This window comes from Dechloromonas sp. CZR5 (assembly GCF_008711155.1).
Classification (GTDB): domain Bacteria; phylum Pseudomonadota; class Gammaproteobacteria; order Burkholderiales; family Rhodocyclaceae; genus Azonexus.
The window spans coordinates 79,112-99,459 of the sequence record NZ_VUYQ01000007.1 but is presented as its reverse complement, the minus strand read 5'-3'; the positions used below and the strand labels follow the sequence as shown (position 1 = coordinate 99,459).

20 protein-coding genes are annotated in these 20,348 nt (G+C 61.9%); 6 read left to right on the top strand and 14 right to left on the bottom strand.

The features are described from left to right. Nucleotides 1–56: 56 nt before the first annotated feature. Together F1002_RS17240 and F1002_RS17235 are read left to right on the top strand one after the other, a co-directional pair. Complete coding sequence (locus F1002_RS17240; protein WP_150430284.1) at nucleotides 57–587, top strand: isochorismatase family protein; 531 nt, start codon at nucleotides 57–59, stop codon at nucleotides 585–587. Between the two features lie 596 nt (nucleotides 588–1,183). Beyond that, nucleotides 1,184–1,738: a PEP-CTERM sorting domain-containing protein gene (locus F1002_RS17235; RefSeq protein WP_150430283.1), complete on the top strand. Its 555-nt coding sequence runs from the start codon at nucleotides 1,184–1,186 to the stop codon at nucleotides 1,736–1,738. Between the two features lie 235 nt (nucleotides 1,739–1,973). Here F1002_RS17235 and F1002_RS17230 read toward each other — a convergent pair whose 3' ends face one another. The 8 genes from F1002_RS17230 to F1002_RS17195 form a co-directional block, all read right to left on the bottom strand. After that, a complete protein-coding gene (locus tag F1002_RS17230) occupies nucleotides 1,974–3,353 on the bottom strand; it encodes a sensor histidine kinase (RefSeq protein WP_191090456.1) in 1,380 nt (459 codons plus the stop codon). Continuing rightward, the gene (locus F1002_RS17225) at nucleotides 3,343–4,008 is read right to left on the bottom strand and encodes a response regulator (RefSeq protein ID WP_150430281.1); all 666 of its coding nucleotides are present in this window, start codon (nucleotides 4,006–4,008) and stop codon (nucleotides 3,343–3,345) included. The genes F1002_RS17230 and F1002_RS17225 overlap by 11 nt, the downstream gene beginning before the upstream one ends. A gap of 167 nt (nucleotides 4,009–4,175) precedes the next feature. Beyond that, the gene (locus F1002_RS17220) at nucleotides 4,176–4,772 is read right to left on the bottom strand and encodes a DUF2076 family protein (RefSeq protein WP_150430280.1); all 597 of its coding nucleotides are present in this window, start codon (nucleotides 4,770–4,772) and stop codon (nucleotides 4,176–4,178) included. A gap of 121 nt (nucleotides 4,773–4,893) precedes the next feature. Continuing rightward, nucleotides 4,894–7,995, bottom strand: coding sequence for an efflux RND transporter permease subunit (locus F1002_RS17215; RefSeq protein ID WP_150430279.1), 3,102 nt, complete (start codon nucleotides 7,993–7,995; stop codon nucleotides 4,894–4,896). A 1-nt stretch (nucleotide 7,996) separates the two neighbouring features. Continuing rightward, entirely contained in the window at nucleotides 7,997–9,190 is a 1,194-nt protein-coding gene (locus tag F1002_RS17210; RefSeq protein WP_150430278.1) for an efflux RND transporter periplasmic adaptor subunit, read from the bottom strand. After that, a complete protein-coding gene (locus F1002_RS17205; RefSeq protein ID WP_150430277.1) occupies nucleotides 9,187–10,437 on the bottom strand; it encodes a TolC family protein in 1,251 nt (416 codons plus the stop codon). Before F1002_RS17205 ends, F1002_RS17210 begins: the two co-directional genes overlap by 4 nt. A 119-nt stretch (nucleotides 10,438–10,556) precedes the next feature. Beyond that, the gene (locus tag F1002_RS17200) at nucleotides 10,557–10,937 is read right to left on the bottom strand and encodes a cytochrome c family protein (protein ID WP_150430276.1); all 381 of its coding nucleotides are present in this window, start codon (nucleotides 10,935–10,937) and stop codon (nucleotides 10,557–10,559) included. A gap of 16 nt (nucleotides 10,938–10,953) precedes the next feature. Then, nucleotides 10,954–12,357 carry a cytochrome C gene (locus F1002_RS17195; RefSeq protein ID WP_150430275.1) on the bottom strand — a complete coding sequence of 468 codons (1,404 nt, stop codon included), beginning with the start codon at nucleotides 12,355–12,357 and terminating at the stop codon, nucleotides 10,954–10,956. Between the two features lie 71 nt (nucleotides 12,358–12,428). Here F1002_RS17195 and F1002_RS17190 point away from each other — a divergent pair, with 71 nt between their 5' ends. From F1002_RS17190 to F1002_RS17180, 3 genes are read left to right on the top strand one after another with little or no spacing between them, the layout of a single operon-like run. After that, nucleotides 12,429–13,070, top strand: coding sequence for a NapC/NirT family cytochrome c (locus F1002_RS17190; RefSeq protein ID WP_223879654.1), 642 nt, complete (start codon nucleotides 12,429–12,431; stop codon nucleotides 13,068–13,070). An 18-nt stretch (nucleotides 13,071–13,088) separates the two neighbouring features. Beyond that, the gene (locus F1002_RS17185; RefSeq protein WP_150430274.1) at nucleotides 13,089–13,760 is read left to right on the top strand and encodes a response regulator; all 672 of its coding nucleotides are present in this window, start codon (nucleotides 13,089–13,091) and stop codon (nucleotides 13,758–13,760) included. After that, nucleotides 13,744–15,120: a sensor histidine kinase gene (locus tag F1002_RS17180; protein WP_150430273.1), complete on the top strand. Its 1,377-nt coding sequence runs from the start codon at nucleotides 13,744–13,746 to the stop codon at nucleotides 15,118–15,120. Before F1002_RS17185 ends, F1002_RS17180 begins: the two co-directional genes overlap by 17 nt. Nucleotides 15,121–15,245: 125 nt before the next feature. On the opposite strand, the gene F1002_RS17175 is transcribed toward F1002_RS17180, so the two are convergent. From F1002_RS17175 to F1002_RS17150, 6 genes are all read right to left on the bottom strand, one after another. Next, nucleotides 15,246–15,794 (bottom strand): hypothetical protein, encoded by a 549-nt coding sequence (locus tag F1002_RS17175; protein ID WP_150430272.1) that lies wholly within the window; start codon nucleotides 15,792–15,794, stop codon nucleotides 15,246–15,248. Between the two features lie 83 nt (nucleotides 15,795–15,877). Continuing rightward, complete coding sequence (locus tag F1002_RS17170) at nucleotides 15,878–16,372, bottom strand: TlpA disulfide reductase family protein (RefSeq protein WP_150430271.1); 495 nt, start codon at nucleotides 16,370–16,372, stop codon at nucleotides 15,878–15,880. After that, complete coding sequence (locus F1002_RS17165) at nucleotides 16,369–17,196, bottom strand: ABC transporter permease (protein ID WP_150430270.1); 828 nt, start codon at nucleotides 17,194–17,196, stop codon at nucleotides 16,369–16,371. Before F1002_RS17165 ends, F1002_RS17170 begins: the two co-directional genes overlap by 4 nt. Continuing rightward, nucleotides 17,197–17,685 (bottom strand): nitrous oxide reductase accessory protein NosL, encoded by a 489-nt coding sequence (locus tag F1002_RS17160; RefSeq protein WP_150430269.1) that lies wholly within the window; start codon nucleotides 17,683–17,685, stop codon nucleotides 17,197–17,199. 2 nt (nucleotides 17,686–17,687) lie between these two features. Beyond that, nucleotides 17,688–18,542 carry an ABC transporter ATP-binding protein gene (locus F1002_RS17155; RefSeq protein WP_150430268.1) on the bottom strand — a complete coding sequence of 285 codons (855 nt, stop codon included), beginning with the start codon at nucleotides 18,540–18,542 and terminating at the stop codon, nucleotides 17,688–17,690. A gap of 47 nt (nucleotides 18,543–18,589) precedes the next feature. Continuing rightward, nucleotides 18,590–19,510, bottom strand: coding sequence for a LysR substrate-binding domain-containing protein (locus F1002_RS17150; RefSeq protein ID WP_150430267.1), 921 nt, complete (start codon nucleotides 19,508–19,510; stop codon nucleotides 18,590–18,592). 94 nt (nucleotides 19,511–19,604) lie between these two features. Here F1002_RS17150 and F1002_RS17145 point away from each other — a divergent pair, with 94 nt between their 5' ends. Next, nucleotides 19,605–20,348 carry a sulfite exporter TauE/SafE family protein gene (locus F1002_RS17145; RefSeq protein WP_191090455.1) on the top strand — a complete coding sequence of 248 codons (744 nt, stop codon included), beginning with the start codon at nucleotides 19,605–19,607 and terminating at the stop codon, nucleotides 20,346–20,348.

Here is a 20,348-nt window from a genome sequence, read left to right as displayed (position 1 = left end):
ACCTTCAGGCTTGCTTGGAGGTGGCAGAACTCCGATGTCCATTTAGGAGAACAGCAATGCTTCACCAAGCTAATGAGTCGACTCTTGTTCTGGTAGACCTTCAAAAATGGTTGATGCCCAGCATCTTCGACGGCGAGCGAGTTATCAAGGAGGCCGTTCGCCTGGCCAATATTGCCCGAATCCTTGAGATTCCCGTCATCGGGACAGAACAGAGTCCTGAGGGTATTGGCGAGAACGTAAGTGAGGTCAAGGAGCTGTGTGACCAAACAGTAGTCAAAAGCCATTTTGATGGATGTGAAGACGGCCTCTTGGAGGCCATTTCAGCTAACCGGCAGAACGTCATTGTCGCTGGATGTGAAGCACATGTTTGCGTTTTGCAAACATGCGCGGGACTTCTTCAGCACGGATTGAATGTAACCGTAGTCTCTGACGCCGTCGGTTCTCGGGTCACGGGCAACCGTGATGCGGCCATTGCCAGGTTAGGAAGGGCCGGTGCGACGCTTGCCACGGTTGAGATGGTCGCCTTTGAATGGATGCGTTCAAGCAAGCATCCACGGTTCAAGGACGTTCTTGCTTTGATTCGCTGAACCACAAGTGCCCGAAGCTCTTTGGCTGGGACTGACTGGATTCTGACTACAGCGGTCAGTCAGATGTCTGGTTACGAGAAGAGCCGACAGGCCGCTTCTGGCCGGTAGCAGACTATCAGTGCAGAAGATTCACAGGCAAGTGCCGGCCATGAAGAGTCACTGGAAAATCTACTCCATAGCTGCCGTTCAAATTGCGTGTTGCTCCGAAGCGGCCATTGACCCGTGGGTACTCAGAATATGATTTTGATCGTCAGCCATGTAGTGATACCAGACGACCAATAAAAATGATAGGGGGAAGATTCCCCTTTGACGCGATAATCGGGTCAGTGTTTTTTGAGTGGCAGGTCCGCCAAAAGATTGCGGTCACTAGCTCTCAGCGTATGACTAATACGCCCCAGTCATAGGCAGCCTGTCGCAGAAGAACTCTCAGATGAGCTTCCAAATGCTTCTTGTCCACTGTGTCGATATTATTTACACCAGCAAACCCGTATGCTGAACAACATACATCAAATCAGTGCATTATATAGGTGGCATTGGTTTTGCTTTGTCGTTTGGTAGTGCCATAAACTGTTATTTGTAGAAAGAGAGCCCACCAAATGAACAAAAAAACGAAATTTCTGGCTGCTTTGTTGGCCAGTGCAGCGATTGCAGGAAACGCACATGCAGCACTAGTTAACTCGGCGCTGCCGACGAATACCTACATTACTGAAAGCGGATTAGATTGGGCATGGGCCTTCCCCTTGCCTGCAGCTGCCGGGCTGGACCTTTCGTTTCAAAGCTCTTTCGGCTGGCGCATCCCAACCCTTGCTGAGCTTGCACTTGCCCCAGATGCTACAGATTTTATGTTTGCTGGAGCTAACGTGCCGCTTCACGGTGTCGACCCAGTAAGTGGAGCTTATTTTAGTGCTACTAATGCCGCTCTTACCGGTGCAGCAGCATGTGCCACCCCCTATTTCAGTAACTCTTATAGCCATTGCGATTGGCAGGATGGTCAAGGTCAGCCTTTGGCACCTTGGGCCGGCTTACAGGGCGCACAAGGCTTTGCTGACCAGTTAGTCGTTCGCAACGCCCAAGTTCCTGAGCCAGCCAGCATCGCCCTTATTGGTTTGGGCCTTATTGGACTTGTCGGAAGTCGCCGTAAGGCAAAGTAAGGCAGGCAAGTCGTTTTTTTAGTTGGCATGAACGAGGGGCTACAGCCCCTCCTTTCTCTTTTCCATTCCCCATGCTTGAATGACCGCAATCAGTCTGAAGCAGACACAGCGCTCCGCAACCCGACTGTCCACTTCTGGCCGCAAGCTGCCTGAGTGAGTAATCACCAAAATATTGCAAATCGATAGTTAGCGGGGCGCCAATTCTATATTGTCGCAACCGCCGAAATACGGGGCTTTAGCGAATCGCCTCGAACATAATGCGAATCAGCGTTCCGGTTGCTGACGATGCGTGTTTCAATTCGATGCTGGCGCCATGTCGGTCGGCGACTTCCTTGACGATGGCCAATCCGAGGCCGCTGCCTTCGCTGATCGATTCGTTCAGCCGGTAGAAACGCTCGAAAATCATACTTTGCTTGTCTGGTGGGATGCCCGGGCCATTGTCCTCGACCTCGAGAAAGGGCCGTTCTTGATCCAGTCCGCTACGCACGGTGATCGTCCCGCCTTCCTGGGTGTAGCGCAGCGCATTGTCGATCAGGTTGGAGAGCATTTCACGCAGCATCCATTCGGAGCCGGAAACGATGGCCGGGTTGGCCTCGAAGCCGAGATCAATATGCTGCTTCATGGCCTGATCGAACCAGGCTGACGCACTAGATTCGAGCAACTGCCCCAGGTCTACAGGGCGCTTTTCCTGGACAAGGTTGGCCTCCTGCCCGGAACGGGCGAGGGCCAGCAGTTGATGTGTGAGGTGGCCGAGGCGTCGGGTTCCGTCGAGCAGACGTTGAGCCCGGGGCGCATAGTCGGCCGGGAGTTCCTGGGCGTGCAGTTCGAGTTGCGCCTGCAGCCCGGCCAGTGGAGTTTTGATCTGGTGCGCGGCATTGGCCAGGAAAGCCTGCTGGGCGGCGGAGGCTGACCGCAGATCGTCGATCAGGCCGTCCATGGCCTGGATCAGCGGCTGTGCTTCGGCCGGGATGGCATGCTGCGGGAGGGGGCTGAGATCGTGCGGGGCGCGCTGGCTGATTTCCCGGCTGAGATCGGTCAGCGGGGCGAGACCGCGCCGAACACCCAGATAGACCAGGACCAGCGTCCCGATGATGAGCAGGATATTGGGGAGCAGCATGGCGGCCAGAATCTTGGACCCGGCTCGTTCCCGTTTGCGTGTCGTTTCGGCAACGGTGATGGTGACCTGGCCGCCGGCGGTATCGAGCCGGTAGCTGGCTTTGCGGATTTTCTTGCCGCGGAATTCGCCATCCGACAGCACGGGGTTTTTCCCCTTGGTGGCGGGATCGGGCAAGAGGTCGGCATCGCCGGCAAGCAGCTGAAGTGTCGGGCCGTAGATCGACAGAAATTCCTCGTCGCTTCGGTTGGTACGGAGCACGGCTTCGGCGGCCGCCGGCAGATCGACCTGCAACCGGGCATCGAGATAACGGATACGCCCGGCCAGTGCGATGGCGTCATCCGCCAGCGCGTGATCGTATGCGTCGGCAGCAGGTTCGAAGGCGATGCGGTAGTCGACCGCCAGACTGAGAACAAGCAGGGCAGCCAGCGGGAGGACGAGCAGTACGAGCAGCCGCCGGCGCAGGGTCGGCGTTGCGGGCACAGTCGGCTTAGCGTTCATCGAGGCGATAGCCGATGCCGCGGATGGTCCTGATCTCGATACCACTGCCCTGAATCTTGTGGCGAAGTCGGGATACATAGATTTCCACCGCATTGGCGGTGATTTCGTTTTCCCACTCGCTCAGGCTCTCGGCCATTTTTTGTTTATTCACGACATTGGGCATGGCCAGCATCAATTGCTGAAGAATTTCCCATTCCCGGCCCGTGAGGTCGAGGTCTTCGCCATTGGTCGTGGCGACGCGCCGAGCCAGGTCGAGACGGATGGCACCAGCGGTCAGCTCTGAAGAAGCGGATGATCGGCTGCGCCGGATCAGCGCACGCAACCTGGCTTGCAGTTCGGGGAGCTGGAAGGGCTTGACCATGTAGTCATCGGCGCCCAGGTCCAGGCCACTGATGCGGTCGTCCAGCCCGTCGCGGGCGGTCAGGATGAGGACGGGAACCAGGATGTTGCGCTGGCGTAGCAGGCGGATCAAATCCAGGCCGGACATGCCGGGGAGTCCGATATCGACGATGGCCAGATCGTAGTGGGTGAGGCCCAGTGCCGAGACGGCCGGCTCCGCGGCATTCAGGTGGTCGACTGCAAAGCCGCCTTTTTCCAGGCCCTCGCGGATGCTATCGGCGAGCAGGGTATCGTCTTCGACAAGCAGAATGCGCATGGTGAGGGGGAGCCTAGGGGCGGATGACGACGCTGACTATGATAGCGCAGCCGGGACTCGGCTTTTGCGCGGCTGAAAAGGTGGAAGGCTCCCGCAGGAGCCTTCCGTGGCATGCCGTGGATCAGGAGAGGGGGATACTCGGCATGCCGGGGAAAAACTGTCCGGACTCAAATCCAGCTACTGTCGCCGTCGCTGTCCAGACCATCGCTCAGGCCGGCAAAGCCGGAACCGTTCGATGCCAGGCTGTCGGACTCAAAAAAATTGTTGACCACCGTGGTTTCGTTGGGCTGTGGGAGGGCGTTACCACCGAACAGGCTGTTGCTGCCGTGATGACCGATCAGGTTCTCGATGCCCTGGAACAGGAATGCACCGGCTGCCACGCCGGCAGCGGTCGTCGCGACATTGCCCAGCCAGCCGGAACCCCACGACGACGTTGGGGCGGACTGCGCCGCGCCAGGGGAAGCGGGCTGCGGTACCGGACGCGATGCCGAGTTGCCCCAGGTATCGCCATTTGCAAAGCCGCCACGTCCCTGCGTAGCCCGAAGGCTATCAACTTCGCCCTGCAATTGCTCGATCCGGCTTCGCGCGCTAGCGATGGCCTGTTCCTGTAAAAAGGCTTTTTGCACCAGCAGATAGGCAGCGTCCGGCTGGCGGGCGACGGCGTCGCGAATCAGGGCCTCGGCATCGGCATCCTTCTGGCCGGCATGGGCGGCAACCAGTTGCGACAAGAAATTATTGAGCTGCTCACGTTCCTGGGTATTCACGGGGTTTCACTCCTTTGACGAGACCAGACCAAGATAGGGCCGGGGCCTGTGACACTCAAGGCGGCAATTGCAACAGATTGTCGCTGGATGCTGACGGGTTCGTCAGGAATCGTCGGTACGCTCATTGCTCGTCGTCTTCCTGTCCGTGCCGGCGCATACCCCACCAGGCAAGTGGTGGCAGCAGGGTGAGCGTGAACAGCGTGGCGGTGACGACGCCACCGACGATGACCACCGCGAACGGACGCTGCGTTTCGGCACCGATGGCGCTCGACAAGGCTGCTGGTAACAGGCCGAGCCCGGCCATCAGCGCGGTCATCAGGATGGGGCGCAGGCGGGACACGGCGCCTTCGGTGATGGCGCGGACCAGGCTGGAACCGTTATCGACCAGACGGACGATTTCTTCGACCATGATGACCCCGTTCTGCACCGAAATACCGGCCACGGCGATGAAGCCGACGGCAGCCGAAATCGACAGGTGCAGCCCGGCCAGGCCCAGTGCGAAGAAGCCGCCAGCGATGTTGAAGGGCAACATCGCCAAAATCAGGCCGGCCAGGCGAATGGAGCGGAAGGCCCAGAACAGCAATGCAAAGATACCGAACAACGAGGCCGGGACGATGACGGCCAGGCGCTTCATGGCACGTTGCTGGTTTTCGAACTGTCCTCCCCAGACGATGCGATAACCGGCCGGCAGTTGGACCTGACTGGCGACCTTGGCCATGGCTTCGGCAACGAAACTGCCCTGGTCGCGACCTTGCAGGTTGGCCTTGACCGGCACATTGCGGCCCCCGGCCTCGCGAGCGATACGAGATGCGCCTTCGCGGACCTCGACAGTGGCAAAATCAGCAATGCGCACCGTACCCTTGTTGTCGGGCAGGGCCACCGGCACGGCACCGACATCTTCCACCGAGTTTCGATACGGTGCGGCAAAGCGCAGCACCAGGTCGAAACGGCGTTCGCCCTCGTAGAAGCCACCCACGGCATTGCCGCCGAGCGCGCTTTGCACGGCACTGTTCAGATCGTTCATCGAGAGTCCGAGTCGAGCCATCTTGATCCGGTCCGGGAGTATGGCCAATTCGGGCTGTCCGGCAGGCTGGAAGGCCGCCACATCGCGGCTGCCGCGTGTCGCGCGGAGAATCTCGGCGATCTGCTCGGCCTTGTCCTGCAGGATGTTCAGGTCGGGACCGAAAATCTTCACGACGATTTCCCCCCGGGCGCCGGACAGGGCTTCTTCCACATTGTCCTGGATGACCTGCGAGAAATTGGTTGGCAAGCCGGGAATGGCCTTCAGTTTGTTGGACATGTCTTCGACCAGCGCTTCCTTGTCGGCAAAACGCCAGTCACCACGCGGCTGCAGGTCGGCCAGGATTTCAATGTTGTTCGGACCCTTGGGGTCTGTGCCGTCATCCGGGCGACCGACCTGGGTTACCACCATTTTGACTTCCGGATAGGTGCGCAGGGTGGCACGGACGGCACGCTCGACGTCCTTGCTCTGCTCCAGCGAGGAGCCTGGGGGGAGGGTGATGGTCAGCCACAGGTTGCCCTCGTCAAGGCGGGGCAGGAATTCGTTGCCCAGTAAAGGGATCAGGCCAAAGGCCAGCAAGGCGATCAGGCCGCCGATACCGAAGGCCTTGCGCGGGGTGCGTTGGCATTGCATCAGCAGGCGCCGGTAGGCCCGCTGCAGGCGGGCAAGCCAGTCGATGTGCTTTTCTGACAGGTCATTCTTGGCCAGCACCAGCGAGAGCAGGGCGGGAACGACGGTCAGCGTGAACAGCACGGCACCGATCAGCGAGAAGGACAGGATCAGGGCCACCGGGGCGAAGATGCGGCCTTCGACGCGCTGGAAGGTGAAAATGGGCAGGAAGGCGAGAATGATGATGGCCTTCGAGAACAGGATCGGCTTGGTCAGGTGCGCGGTCACCCAACGCAGCGCATCGAAACGGCGGCCGATGGCCGATTCGATGGCGGCTGTGGGCTGGTGGACGGCCAGGCGGACCATTAGCGCTTCGACCAGCACCACGGCGCTGTCGATGATGATCCCGAAGTCGACGGTGCCGAGCGAAATCAGGTTGGCGGGCACGCCCTTCAGATCCATCAGCGTGAACGCGAAGAGCAGCGTGAGCGGGATGATCGCGGCCACTACCATGGCCGCCCGCCATTCGCGCAGGAAAATGACCAGGACCGAAACCACCAGCAGGGCGCCGGCCAGCAGGTTCTCGATGACGGTATGCACCGTGTGCTTGACCAACTCGGTGCGCTGGTAGATTGCCTTGATCGAGACGCCCTTGGGCAGTTGCCCGTTATTCAGCTCATCGACGCGTTGCAATACCTCGGCGACGACCTTCGATGGATCGCCGCCCTTGGTCATCAGAATGATGCCTTCGACCACGGAATCCTGGCCGTCGTGGGCGACGATGCCGGAGAGGGGGCGGTCGCCGACCGATACGTCGGCCACGTCACCCACGGTGATCGTCTTGCCATCCTTGGCCGAGACCACGGTCGCACGGATGTCGTCGAGCGAGGCGTAGAGGCCAACCGCCCGCACGACCAGCGACTCCTCGCCCCGTTTCATCAGGCCGCCGGATGCGTTCTGGTTGCCGTTGACCAGCGCCTGCGAGACCTGGTCGAGCGTGATGCCGTAGCGCATCAAGGCCGGCGGATTGATCCGAACCTGGTATTCCTTGACGGCGCCACCGAAACTGTTGATATCGGCCACGCCGGCGACGCGGCGCAACGCCGGCCGCACGACCCAGTCCTGCAGGGCGCGTACCTCGCGCGGCGGCATCTCGGCCGGGGCGCTCAGCACGTACCGGTACACCTCGCCCACGGCGGTGGCCAGCGGGGCCAGTTGGGGCTGGATTCCCGGTGGAAAACTGACGTTCTGCAACTTTTCCAGCACCTGGTTGCGGGCGAAGTAATCGTTGGTGCCTTCCGAGAAGGTCAGCGTGACCACGGACAGCCCGGTGATCGACACCGAGCGGACCTGCGTGGCGCGCGGGACGCCGCTCATCTCGCGCTCGACGGGAATGCTGATGTTGCGCTCCACCTCTTCGGGCGATTGCCCGGGATATTGGGTGACGACCTGGACCTGGACATCCTGGACATCGGGGAAGGCTTCCACCGGCAGGTCCTGCAGGGCGCGGAAGCCGATCACGGCGAGGGCGACCGCCATCACCAGAATGAACATCCGCTGGCGGATGACGAAGGTGGAAAAGCTCGGCAGCACCTTATTCTCCCTGTGCCAGTTCGGAGGCGAGCAAGAGCGCGCCGCGCACGACGACGATGTCCCCGGCCTTGAGCGGCGAATCCGCGCTCAGGTAGGCGAATTCGCTATCCTGGCGGGCCACGCTGACCGGCCGGCGCTCGAATTCGCGGGTCCCGATCTGCACGAAAACATGGGCCGACAGGCCGCCAGTTAGCAGGGCACTGACGGGCAGGCGAACCACCTTGGCTGCATCGGGAGCGCTCAGCGTGGCGCGGGCGAACATTTCCGGCTTCAGCCGACCATCGCCGTTATCGACCACGGCCCTTACCGGGATACGGCGGGTGGCTGGGTCGACGCTGGCGCCGACGCGGTCGACCTGACCGGTGAAGTCCACGCCAGGGTAGGCATCGAGCGTGAAACTGACCGTCTCGCCTGCCTTGGCGAGTGCAGCGGCCTTTTCCGGCAAATCGATGTTGAGCCACAGGCGACGCAGGTCGGAAATGACGAACAAGGGATTGTTGGCATCGGGCCGGACCTCGGTGCCCGGATTGGCCTGGCGGTCGACCACGATGCCGGCCAGTGGGGCGCGCAGCACCAGGCGCTGGCCTTCGATCTTGCTGCCGGCCGGTGCCAGGTTGGCCAGGCGCAAGCGGGCGCGCTCGGCCTCGGCATTGGCGCTCTGCGCATCGGCTTGGGCGACTTCCAGATCGCGCCGGGCCAGTGCATCGCCCTGGAAGAGGGTCTCTGCCCGGTTGAGCGCCTTGTGTTTCTGGTTGCTGTCGGCTTCTGCCTTGCGCAGGTCGGCAATGGCCTGGCCGAAGTCGGGGGCGTCGAGGACGGCCAGTTGGGCGCCGGGTTTGACACTGTCGCCGATGGCGGCTTGCAAGGACACGACGCGGCCGGCGAGCGGTGGAAATATGCGAGCGGTGAGGTCTTCGGCCACGCTCAGCCGGGCGTTCATCGGCTCGCTGGCCGGAAGCGCAGACAGGCTAACCGTTTCCAGCTTCAGAAACGCCAGTTGGCCGGCATCTTCCGGCAGGCTCAGATGGTTGGCCGGGGCACGTACCTTGTCGGCCGGTGCGCCGGGACGCGGATTGTGCGCATGCCAGAGGCTGGCACCGCCGGCACCGAGCGCAAGAGCGGCGATGACGATGAGCGCGCCACGGGCCAGAGGGGAGGCGAGGCGGGCGCGGAGCGGGGTGGGTTGTCGAGTCATGGCAATTCCGGGCGATGGCGTGCGGCCGCCCAGGCGGCGCGGGCCTTGGCCGCATCGGACAGGGCGAGGGTGGTATCGGTTTCGATGGCGAACAGGCTGCGGCGGGCATCAATCACATCGAGTGCCGATGCAGCGCCGTGTGTGAAGGCGAGGACGATGGCGGCATGGGCCTTGCGCGCAGCAGGGAGCGCTTCTCCCTGCAGGCTGCGTGCTCTCTCACTCAGGCGTTCGGCCTCATAGGCGGACTGTTCCAGTTCGGCGGCCGCCGTGGCGCGGATGCGGGCCAGTTCATCGCTGGCAACGTCGCGGTCGACATGGGCGCGGCGAATTTCGCCGCGATAGTCGTAGCCGGTGAAGAGGGGAATGCTGACGCCGAAGCCGTAGGTCGTGCTCGGGCGATCGTCGGGCACCCGTTCAACCTGCGCCCCGATGCTGATGTCGCGAACCTGCAGGGATTTGGCCAGGGCGATGCCGCGTTCGGTGGCATCGAGGCGTTGGCGGGCGGCGACCACGTCGGGGCGGTTTTCGATATCGCTCGTTGCCGTGGGCAACGTCGCCAGGGATGGCCACGGATCGACCGTAGCCAGCCGTGGTGCATCGCTTTCGATGGCCAGCAGTTGAGCCAGTGACAGGCGGGCGCGGCGCAACTCGATGCGGGCCTGGGTGGCTTCGCTGTCGGCTTTCAGGGCATCCGCACGGATACGGGCGGCGTCGGCAGCCGAGAGGTCGCCGGCCTTGAGCCGCAGCTCGGCCTTGCTCGATATCTGATGGGCGAGCTGTGCCGACTCATCGCTCAAGCGCGACTTTTCTTCGGCGGCTTTCAGATCGAAATAGGCCTGGCGGGCGAGCAGTATTTGCTGGCGCAAACTGTCGGATTCGTCGGAGCGATTGGCCTGCAGGAGTGCATCGGCTACCGAAATACGCAAGTCGCGCTTGTTGCCGCGTTCGATCGGCTGGTCGATGCGCAAGGTGGTGTCGATGCTGCCGCCACCGGCGGTGGGGCGGCGACCATTGATGCCGCTGGTGTTGAGCGATACGACCGGGTTCGGACGGGCGCCGGCCATGTCGATGCCGGCCTTGCCTGCCGCGGTGGCGCGTCGGGCGCCGAGCAGGCTGCGGTTGTTCTCGAGCACCAGCCGCTCGACTTCCTTGAGTGGCAGCGAGCGTGCCGGCGGCGGCTCGGCATGAAGAGTCCCGCTGCCCAATCCGGCAAGGCACAGCAGCAAAATTGAAAGTCTGGTGTTCATGGGGCGGCACAGTAGCGAAAAGAAGCTGTCGCTAGCCTGACACTCTCATGTGACAGGAAATGAAAAAGCCCCGCAGGGCGGGGCTTCCTGGGCGACGATTGCCGCGTTTTGGCCTGTTGCTACTTGACCGACATCAGGTAGGCAATCACATCGGCACGAGCGGCGGCATCGCCGAGGCCGTCGTATTTCATCTTGCCGCCAGCAACGACTTTTCTGGGTTGCGTGATGTAGGCATCGACCTTGTCGGCCGCCCAGGTGATGCCGCTTTGTTTCATCGCCTCGGAATAACCCGAAAAATCGGTGACCGAACCAGCCTTGCGGCCGAATACCCCGTTCAGGCTGGGCCCTTTCTTGTTCTTGCCGGCAGCGGCGCTATGGCAATCGCCGCATTCCTCGGCAAATACATCGGCGCCTTTCCTGGCATCGCCGGTCGCCCAGCTCGGGGCCGCCAGCAGGGTAGCGCTCAGGCAGAACAGCAGACTGATGGCTTGTTTTTTCATCTTCGCTCCTTGCGTCTTAGATCGAGGTCCACAGGAACAGCATGGTGGTGTTGTTGTCGCGAGCCCGGCGCTCGTTGCCGTCGTTGTCGAGATAGGTCGAGCCACCCATGAAGCGGTTGTAGCCGGTGTACTGGATGCCGACACGGACGTTGGCCCAGCCATTGCCCCACGAGCCTTCCTTGCCCCAGGGGGTCCAGTCGGCTTGCAGGATGTAGCCCCGGGTGTTCGGGCGGCCGTTGATCGAGCCATTGGTGACCAGACCGGTGGTGTCGTCAACCGAGCTGTAGAGGCTGCTGTTGGATTTGCCGCGCAAGTCGAAGAGGCCAACGGTGCCTCCCCAAGTCTGGTCGAAATGATAGGAACCGGCCGCACGGAACTGGTCGATGCTGTTATGCACGTCGTCGGCCCCCGCCAGCGTGGCGTTCAGGCGTTGCCATTCGCGCACGTAGCTCGCATTGGCCGTGAAGATATGCTGGCGGTTGCCTAGGTACTGGTAGGAGGCATCGAGTCCGAGGTCGCGGTACTTGTCCGCTGGGCCGGGATCGGCGCGATCCTGAATGTCGGCGCTGAAACCGAACAGCCCGAACGAGAAGTTGTCGCGCTTGCGGTCCTTGAAGTAGGCGATGCGGCCATAGGTGCCCAGTCCCTTGAACTTGCCCTGGTCTTCGGTATTGAAGACATTCAGGGCCTTCTTCGACAGGTTGTTGTACAGACCGAGTTCGGCATAGAGGCTGTCGTCGTAGAAGGCGTAGGCATTCACGCCCATGACACCGCCACCCAGGCTTTCAACCTTGGGTGCAGCCGGGCCGAAGCCGGGATTGAAGTCCGACTGGGTGTAAGGAAAGCGCCACTGACCCAAGGTGTTGAATGGGTCGGTCAGCGTTGGATTGGTGTTCAGCGAGACGCCGACGGTCATCTCCTTGTCGCCGAGTTTCAGGCTGCGGGCGTAGCGCACATCGGCTTGATCGAGGGCGTAGGTGCGATCGACACCGGAATAGGTCACCTGGACGAAACTGCCGATGTTGTCGGCCAGCTTGCCGGCGACAAAAACGGACGCTTCCTGCATGGCGACGTTGTTGTTGCCGTTGAAGTGCTCGACCTTGTCGGCTTCCGGTGCATCCTTCGCGGTGCGGGTGGCGTTGACCACCATCATGGCCGACAGCGGAATCTTGCCGTCCTTGCCATCGCTATCGGTGTAGCCGTTGATCTTGAAGCGGATGCCATAGGGGGTCAGTTGCGGGCCATAGCCGCCGACGTGGCAGGCGGCGCATTCGGAGCCGGTTTGCCGGGCGTAGCTGGGAACGGCCTGGGCGTTCGGGATGGTCATGGCGAGCGTGGCGCCGATACCGGCCAGCGCGGCCAGTCGGCGCAGGTTGGCATGGCGTTGCCAGGCCAGGCGCGCGTAAGTCAGGATGTTCATGGAGTTCCTCTTCTTCGTTCAAGACGCCGCATTCTTGAACCCTGTGCCTTGCGAATCCCTGACGAAAATCGTTGTCAGGCATTCGCAAGCTAATTGTCGCGATGATGCGTGCCGTTCATGATTGGGAGGTCGAGATGGGCGCTGCACGTCAGCCGACAGGCAAATTGAAATCGCTGTTGTCCTGGGGGTCGCTGGCCCTTCTGCTGGTCGGCGGTTTGGTCTTTGCCGGCGGCAAATACGCGATCGATCAAACCAATACGGTCGAGTTCTGCATTTCGTGCCACGAAATGAAGGACAACAATTTCGAGGAATACAAGGACACGATCCACGCCAGGAACCGCACGGGGGTCAAGGCGACCTGTTCGGACTGCCATGTCCCCCATGATTTCGTGGGTACGACGATCCGCAAGATCAAGGCTGCCAACGATGTGTTTCACCATGTCGCGGGGACGGTCGATACCAAGGAGAAGTTCGAGGCCCATCGTCTCGAACTGGCCAGGCGCGTGTGGTTGCGCATGAAGGAAACCGACTCGCAGGAATGCCGCCACTGCCACGACATCAAGGCCATGGCTCCGGAAATGCAGGGAAAAACAGCTCAAAAGCAGCATCAGAAGCTGCTTTCCGGTGAGCGGACCTGCATCGACTGTCACTACGGCATTGCCCACAAGGAGCCCGAAGGGGGCCTGGAGCCGGGCGATGTGGTGCGCAATTAAGCGGGAGCGGCCGGCAGCATGCGCATACTGATAGTCGAAGACGACAGGCTGGTTGCCCAGGGACTCAAGGAGGGGCTGCAGCAACTCGGATATACCTGCGATGTCGCCCATAGTGCCGAGGACGCCGATGTTTGCGTGAGTGGCGAGGAATTTGATGTCGCACTGGTCGACATTGCCTTGCCCCGTGCCGACGGCCTTTCCTTCATCCGGCAATTGCGCAGCCGGGGCAATCCGCTGCCGGCACTGATTCTCACCGCCTGCGGCAGCATGGACGATACCGTGCGCGGTCTGGATGCCGGGGCCGACGACTACATGATCAAACCCTATCGTCTGCCGGAAGTGGCAGCGCGGATACGGGCGCTGATTCGTCGTTCGAACGCCATTGCAGACGCCTGTTTGTGCCATGACGGGGTGTGCCTGGACACGCGCAGCCACACGGCCACCTTGAACGGTGCAGAGCTGGATCTGACCAATCGCGAATGGGCCATTCTGGAGATGCTGCTCATGGCATCGCCTGCCGTCGTCAGCAAGGACAAGCTGGTGCAGCGTCTGGCTGGGTGGGACAAGGACATTACGCCGAATGCCATCGAGGTCCATCTGTCGCGGCTGCGCCAGAAGCTGTCATCCGGCAGTATCGTCATCCGGACGGTGCGCGGCATTGGCTATCGCGTCGATGCGCCCAACAACTGAACGTCAGCCGCTCTCGCTTCGTCAGCGCCTGATCCTGGCCCTGATGACGCCGCTTGTCATCATATTGGCCGCTTCGTCGATCTTCGATTTCCAGCTGGCCAAGCGGACGGCGAATCGGGCGCACGATCAGGCGTTGGCCGACAACGTTTACGATCTGGCCGCCCATCTGAAGCGGCAATTGCCTTCCCGTGACCTGGATCTGACCGAGGAAGCGGAAGCGATGCTGCGCAGCAATGCCCCGGACATGCTTTATTTTTCGGTGACGGATGCTTTCGGCAAGGTACTCGCTGGCGATGCCGACTTGCCGTCACAGCCCTTTCCCAAGAACGACCAGATCGAATTTGCCGATGGCCAGTATCGCGGCCACGTCGTGCGCATTGCTTCGCACCGGATCAGCGGCTACGGCCAGGATTTCCAGATCGTGGTTCTGGAAACGACCGAAAAAAGACAACAGGCCAGTGTCCGCATCCTGACCGCGATGATCGTGCCGAATCTGGCCGTGGTGTTGGCGACCCTGCTGGCGGTCATATTCGGTGTACGCCAGGGGCTTTTGCCCCTCCATGCGGTCGAACGCGATATTGCCGGTCGGTCGGCGAACGATCTGCACGAAATCGACATGGCCGGAACGCCGGCGGAAGTCCGTCCCATGCTGGGGCGGCTCAACGAACTGTTTTCCCTGGTGCGAGAATCGGTGGAAATCCAGCAGCGTTTCATTGCGGACGCGGCACACCAGTTGCGTACCCCGCTGGCCGGTTTGCAGACACAGCTTGATCTGGCCAGCGCTGAAGGAGCATTCAAGGAGAGTCCCGAGCGTTACCGGGCGCTCGATGAGGCCAGCACCCGCCTGGGGCATTTGCTGAGTCAGTTGCTCACGTACGCTCAGGCGGAAACCTCCGGCTCACAGATAGAACGCTTCGAGGCGGTGGATCTGGGCATGCTGGTCGAGGATTCAGCCTCGCTGTTCCTCGACGCAGCCCTGGCCAGGAGCATCGATCTCGGATTCGACATCAGCCCTGCCAGGACCAGAGGGTTTCCCTGGATGCTGCGCGAGGCCTTGTCGAACCTGATCGACAACGCCTTGCGTTATTCGCCGGAGGGCGGGACGGTCACGGTACATTGCGGTGCCGAGCAAGGCCAGGCTTATCTCGGCGTCGAAGACAGCGGCTCCGGTATTCCCGAGGAGCATGTCCGTCACGTCTTCGAACGCTTCTACCGCATCCCGGGATCACCCGGCCACGGTTGCGGCTTGGGATTGGCGATTGTCCAGGAAATTGCCGAACTGCACGGCGCCCGTGTGACCTTTCCGCCAAGTTTGCTCGGCGGTCTGCATGTCAGGATCGTTTTCCCATCGGCAAGCTAGTTGATTTGTCTGCAGGCCGATGCGGGACCAAGCGGTTTTCGATCTGAAGACGCCGAACCATGCACCATCTCCGGCATGAAAAAAGGGAGCCACAGGCTCCCTTCGCTTGGATGTCAGTCGGTGCTTCAGAAATTGATGCCGACCTTGGCGATCAATGCCCAGTTCTCGAATTCGACGTGCTTGCGTTCGCTGGTGTTCAGGTAGCGCAGGTCGAGGCCCGAGTAGTACATGCCCTTGCGGTAATTGGCGCCGACCACGGCACCATAGGCGAATAGATTCTTGTCGCTGACGCCATTGTCGGCCTTGACCATGCCGAGGACCGGGCCGGCACCCACCGAGAAACCGCCGCCGACGGGCAGCGTGTAACGCGGGGACAGCTCGAAGGAGGTGGCTTTGACGCCCGATTCGTTGGTGTGGTTGATCTGGACGTGGGTGCGGATGCGGTTGTCCGGCGTCTGGATCAGGCCGCAGTTCATGTTGAAGTCGAGGCCATAGACGAAGTTGGTATCGTCGTTGGCTGCCTTGGCATTCATGACGCCGCCGGTAATCGCCAGCGACGGCTCGAGCTTGAAGCCTGATTCCAGGCCGGGCAGGAAGCGCAGGCCATCGGCCATGGCTGTGCCGGACACGAGGCCGGCGAGGATCAGCGCAGATACGAAGCGGGTGGTTTTCATGGTCTCTCCGATTGAGTTGTTGTCGATCGAAGAGACTGTAGCGCGCAGTGGAACAGGCGTCGGTGACTCAGGTCACCCAGTTGTCACTTCTTGAGCAGCGCGCCTTCGATGGCGTCGAGATCGGGTTTCTTGATGGTCCCCATCTTCTTGCTGATGACCTGGCCGTTGCGGTCGATGAAGAGGGTGTAAGGCAGTCCGGCCTTGGTGTTGCCCAAGGTTTGCATGAGCGGAATGCCCTGTTCCTTGGCGACGAAAACCGGGTAGTCCATGTCGTAGGCCTTAGCGAATTCCTTGGCCGGCTCGGCCTTGTCCTCGATGCCGATGCCAAGCACCTCGATCTTGCCCTTGTGGGCATTGCGGAATTTGATCAGCTCGGGAATTTCGGCCCGGCACGGACCGCACCAGCGCGCCCAGAAATTGACCACCAGCGGCTTGCCCTTGTAGCGCTCCAGCGCAACCGGCTTGTCGTCGAGGTCGGCCAGCGTCGCCGCGAACAGCGGTGCCGACGATGGCATTTCCTGCGCCACGGCCAGCGTGGACAGGGCCGCGAGTGCAAGTGCCGGTAACAGGCGGATCATGGGAGATCGCCCCGGCGGAAGAGGAAGTAGCCGGCCGTCGCGCTCAACAGGCCGAGAAGGGCAGGGTAAGCCAGGGCGAAGACTTTGTAGCCGGCGGCGCCGAACAGGTCGAGGATGACGTAGGCCGACGGGCCGAGAACGATCAGTTGCGGGTCGAACAGGGCCAGCGCGGCGGTGCGGAAGACCTGCAGCGGGTTGGCGAGCGCCAGGGTGATGGCCAGTTCCGGCGCGATCTTGCCCTGGATCATGACGCCGAGCAGGATCAGGTCGAGGAAGAGCAGCAGCACCAGCCAGACCATGAAGGCGGCGCCTTGCGCCATGTCGGTGGTGCGGGCTACCGAGGAGATCAGCATGCCGATACCGAGGAAGCACATGGCCATCACGGCGAGCAGCGCGGTGTAGTAGCCGAACATGTCCCAGGGCACTTCGATGCCGACGATGGTCGCCCAGATGACGGCACCGAGCATGGCCAGGAAGACAGGGGCGAAGACGACAATGTAGCGGCCGACGATCTTGCCCCAGAACCAGGCGGACAGCGACACGGGCAGCGACAGCAGGTATTCGAAGACGCCGGCCTCGCGGTCGCCGGCCACCGAGCGGACGGTGGTGATCAGCACGAAGATCGGCAGGATGGCCATGGTCAGCTGGATGTAGGTGACCAGCAGGCGGGACAGGCCGATGAATCCCAGGACGCGCGACTCGGTCAGGCCGAAGACGAAGAGCAGGGCGACGATGCCGCCGAAGACCAGGGTGTAGATCTGGAACCAGCGGGCACGCAGGGATTCGACGATATCGAGTTTGGCGGTGAGCCAGAGTTGTTTCATTTACTTGCCTTTGGCCAGTACGTGCTGGCGCATGTCGGTGAAATCGAGGCTGCCGGGCATTGGCATGGAAACGGCGGCGTAGTTATAGCCCATCGGTGAGCTGCGGGTGACGTAATGGGCGCGGCGCGGGTCGAGCCAGCGCATCTCGTCGCGGCTCTTGCTGTCGAAGTCGGCAACCCACATCCGGGTGCCGGCCTCGGCAAGCCACCGGTATTTTTCCGCTTTTTCCTTGAGCCAGAAGGCGAGACAGCCGGGGTCGTCGAACTTGAAGACGCTCTGCTCGCTGCCGCCCCGTATCTGCGCGGCAAAGCGGCGGTCGGAGATGACCATGCTGCACCGCGCACAGGTGTCGCGATCCCACTTGATCTCCGCCATCTCGTCGGGCCAGTTGCCCTTCTTGCAGGCAGAGAGCAGGGCGGCCAGCGGTGTCAGCAGGAGGCCGCCAACACCGATCTGGCCGATGAAGCGCCGGCGATGCGTGTCGCACATGGTCAGCACTCGGCCAGCGAAAGATCGGCAACGAGGGCCGTGTAGCGGGAAACGATGCCCAGGAAGCGCAGGCGGTCGGGGCCGGCAATCTCTCCGCGCCACTCCAGCTGTTTTTCGTCCACCGGAGCGATCCGCCAGCCGTCCAGTGCCTTGGCAAAGGCGGGCTCGAAACGCTTGAGGAGGATGCGGCACGAGACCGTGCCGGTCAGCGAGACATCGTCGGCGACCTTGTCGTCGAGGACGACCTTGCCCATGTCCATTTCGATGACGCGATTGACCAGCGCCGATACCTCGTCGAGACGGTGGCTGGAGATGATCATCGTGGCGTCGTTGAGGCGCTCGGCGAGCAGGTCGAAGAAAATCTTGCGTGCTTCCGGATCGAGGTTCGCCGCCGGTTCGTCCATGACCAGCACCTGCGCATCGCGCCCCAGGGCAATCGAGATCAACAGTTTTTGCTTCATGCCGCCGGAAAGGCGAACGAACTGACGGGTCAGGATGGCCTCGAGATCGAGACCGAGCCGTCGGGCGATGGCATGGATGCGCTGTGGATCGGTACCGCATAGCGAAGCCGAGAATTCGATCAGCTGGCCGACCGGCATTTTCAGCGGCGGCGGCAGTTGGGGAACGAAACCGATCTTGCCGAGCACGGCGGTGCGATGGCTACGCGGGTCCAGACCGTTGATGCTGACGCTACCGTCGAAGGTGTATTCGCCGAGCAGGCAACGGATAAGGGTGGTTTTGCCGGCGCCGTTGGAGCCGATCAGGGCGACCCGTTCGCCGATCCCGATGTTGAGGCTGATGCCATCGAGTACCCGGGCTTTGCGAAAGGTCTTGGCGACATTATTGAACTGGATCATGGGGCCAGATTATAGGTGGGGCGGTGTCGATCGGCATTGAATCTCGATCAAAAATCGTGCGTCTTCGCCGCATGGGCGGCGTTCCCCAGCGTGCCTTCGGCAATCGATGCAAACAGTTCGGCCAGCGGCAAGGGGGCGGCCGGGAGAGCCAGGGCAGAAGCGGCCACGGCGTCGCCATCGCTCAACGGAACGAAATCGATGCCGGGTGTTGCCAGTTTTTGCATGCCTTCGGGAATGACGGCAATGCCAAAACCCGCGGCAACCAGCGTCAACATCGAGGTCTTGCGGGAAATGGCCGGCCCCAGGCGGGGCACGAATCCTCGCTTGAGGCAGAGGTCGGTGACGCAACGGGCCAGACCGCCGCGCTCGCGATGCACGGCGCTGACGAAGCGCTCTTCGGCGAGATCGGCAATCGCCAGGGCAGGGGCAACTGCCATCGGGTGCCGGGAAGGCAGCGCGACAAGCAGGCGTTCGGCTGCCAGATGGCGCAATGCGACGTCATCGGTGCGCCGCAGCACCGGCAGGCGAATGAAGCCGATATCGGCTTTCCCTTCGGCTATTTCCACCAGTTGTTGCTCGGACGACAAGCGGTCGATGTCGATGCGCGCCGACGGGGCCCGGTCGTGAAACTGCCGGATGCTGGGCAGCAGGCCTTCAAGCGGCAGCGAGCTCGAGTGCAGGAGGCGCAGTACCCCGGCTTCGCCCCGGCTCACTTGCCGGCCGTCCTCGATGGCCGTTTGCAGCGATTGTTCGATGTTGATGACGCGGTCGCGAAACTGGCGGCCCGCCGGGGTCAGGCTGACGCCGCGGGCTTCGCGGACGAACAGGGCAAAGCCCAGCTCGTCTTCGAGGAGCGCCATCTGGCGGCTGAGCGCCGGCTGGGCGACATGCAGCGCCGCGGCGGCAGGCGTGAAGCCGCCTTGCGCACCGATGGCGAGGAAATAGCGAATCTGGCGCAGCGTAGGCATAACAAAACGATATGGTTCATTGAAAAAAATGGTATTCGATTTATACATCGAATCTGCCGAGAATGGCAGAGGATTCAGACAGCGAGGTTTTTGCATGACAGCGGATATCGTGGCGACCCTGCCGGTTGCCTTGCTCGCAGTAATCTGCGGATACGCACTGTTTTCCCTGTTCGGCTTTGGCTCGGCCATTCTGGCGGCTCCGGGCCTGACGCTGGTGATGCCGATGGTCCGTATCGTTCCGCTGCTTGCCATGCTCGACGCGGGCAGTTCGTCGTTGCGGGCGTGGCGAGGGCGCGCTGCGATCGATACTGCGGCAATACGTTTGTTGTTGCCCTGCATGCTGGCCGGGCAGGTCATGGGAGTCGGCCTCTTGCGCTACCTGCCGGTACGCGAAACGGGCCTGCTCTTCGGCTGCTTCGTCGTCCTGCTCGGATTGTCGTCGCTGCGGCCGGGGGCGCAGGCGCAGCGGCAAGGCGGAGCCTGGGAGGGGATCGGGCACGGTCTGGTCGGCGGCGTTCTGGGCGGGATGTTCGGCAGCGGCGGCTTTCTGTATGCGCGCTATCTGCAGCGACGCTTGCCGCAACAGGATCGTTTCCTGGCGACACAATCGGTGATGATCGGCATATCGACCGTCTGGCGCGTCGCGCTGTGCGCCCTCTCTGGTTTGATCGACGGTGGCTTGCTGATGACGGCGATCATGCTTGCGCCGGCGGTGTGGGCGGGATTCGGGATCGGACGTCTTGCCCGGGGCCGGATATCCCGTCAACGTTGGGGCGGGCTGTTAAACGGCCTGTTGGTCGTAGCGGGCCTGTTGCTCGTTTATCGCCACATGGCTTGA